The organism is Ruminococcus sp. RTP21484sp1_RTP21281st1_A8_RTP21281_210402 (assembly GCF_040914025.1).
GTDB lineage: Bacteria > Bacillota > Clostridia > Lachnospirales > Lachnospiraceae > Blautia_A > Blautia_A faecis.
In genome coordinates this window covers 1-1,758 of the sequence record NZ_JBCPGE010000097.1, presented here as the reverse complement: position 1 = coordinate 1,758, position 1,758 = coordinate 1, and the positions used below count along the sequence as shown (strand labels likewise).

Below are 1,758 nucleotides of genomic sequence, written 5' to 3'. Positions count from 1 at the left end.
GGTGAAATGTAGAGCGAGAGTCCCGTTTGTAACCCAAGAGTCTCTCTTTGTAAATGAAAATCTCATTTTGTAAACGAGATTCCCGCTTTGTAAACGAAAATCCCGTTTTGTAAGCGAATTTCCCAGATTTTCATTTGTACATTGACATGTTATAATACGTTCAGCAATAAATTTGCACACGACAATAAGGAATCAATTCCCGTTCGAAATTTTTGTATTCGGAGAATCCATCCCTGTTTTGAAGTTATTCTGCTGTCATTGTTCTGGCGGCACTTTGCAAATTTATCTGTTACTTTTTGAGAAGTTTAGGCTTTAAGATGATGTTTTCGGCGGCAACCGGTTTACATCCAAGTTTCTTAAGTATATCTTCTCCGTAATAAAAGCTGAACGTTTCGTATGGGCTACGGTTGTTCAGCTTTTTCCTTTTATAGGAATTGATATGATCCATCATCAGAAAAATATCTTTCTGTGTAAGATCATCAAAGCTGCTTCCTTTTGGCAGAATGCGGCGAATCAATTCATGATTCACTTCGCAGGCTCCTTTTTGATAAGGTGCACTTGGATCGCAGTAAAATACATTCGTTCTGTTGCATGGAATCGCATCACGTTTTTCGATCGCTTTTGGATTTGAAAACTCACTTCCGTTGTCTGTGAGAATAACTGGGAATAAACGCGAAAAATCTTTGCTTCCAAGTACTTTATCCAGCAGATTTATAATCTGTATGACAGATGCTGAGGTATTTGAATCTCTCAAAAATGCAAGCATTAAACTGGTTTCAACGAAATGTATGGTAAGCAGACATTTGCCTCCCACACGTCCGATAACACTGTCCATCTGTATAACAGTAGACTCCGGATTACTTTCAAGAAACTTCTGGAAATCGCTATAGTTTCTACCAATACGACATCCTCTGTCTACCTTGAACTCAGGCTGTTTGTAACGAGGACGATATTTCACCTTACGAGGCAGGTCGATGTTCCGTATATCAAAAAGCTGGGCATCAACATAATTATACAATGTTTTTTCGCTGCACATGATTTCATCTACATGCTCTATATAAATCTGATGAAGTGACTGTCCATTTTTGACCAGCGGGCTTATGATTCCATTTATCCTTGCTATATCATCCTCATTGGATAAAATGCCCGTTCTGGATTCCGAAATAGACTGATATGCCATCTCATGAGCATCTGACGGATCATAAATGCGTTTTAACAAGGTGCATTTAGAAAGCTGGCTGCAGCCATTACATACATATGGCGGTTTTGTTTTAACAGAACAGATATCCTCTGCAAAATCCAGGCAGTGCAATGTACACTCGGAACATAGACTACATTTATACGCTGATTGATGCGTACAACTGTTTCCGCACAGCTTTTTGGCTTTGCATGTACTGCGATGTTTACATGGATTATAAGGATATCCCGGACGACCACTTTTCTTATCATAGGAATGCTTTTTTATTTCCTTTGCAATCGTGGTACGATCCTTGCCTAATTTATTTCCTATAACTCCAAAGGAGACATTCTCCTGAAGGAGTTGTGCAATAACTAATCGATCTTCATATGTTAAAAACTTTGACATGGTAGCTCCTTTCCAGCCGCCAGAAATCAAAGCATAGCAAAAAAGAGACCAACAATCCAGTCAGTCTCTTGAATTTGTAAAGGAAAATCCATACCCTTCCTTTGCACTCATTACTATTAACTTTTTAAATCAGTCTGAGATGTGGGTATGGAATCTCAGATTACAATTGACGT

The 1,758-nt window shown here is 38.7% G+C and carries 1 protein-coding gene; it reads right to left on the bottom strand.

The window, feature by feature from the left end:
* Positions 1 to 289: 289 nt before the first annotated feature.
* The gene (locus tag AB5170_RS22390) at positions 290 to 1,585 is read right to left on the bottom strand and encodes an IS30 family transposase (RefSeq protein ID WP_117918265.1); all 1,296 of its coding nucleotides are present in this window, start codon (positions 1,583 to 1,585) and stop codon (positions 290 to 292) included.
* Positions 1,586 to 1,758: the final 173 nt, after the last annotated feature.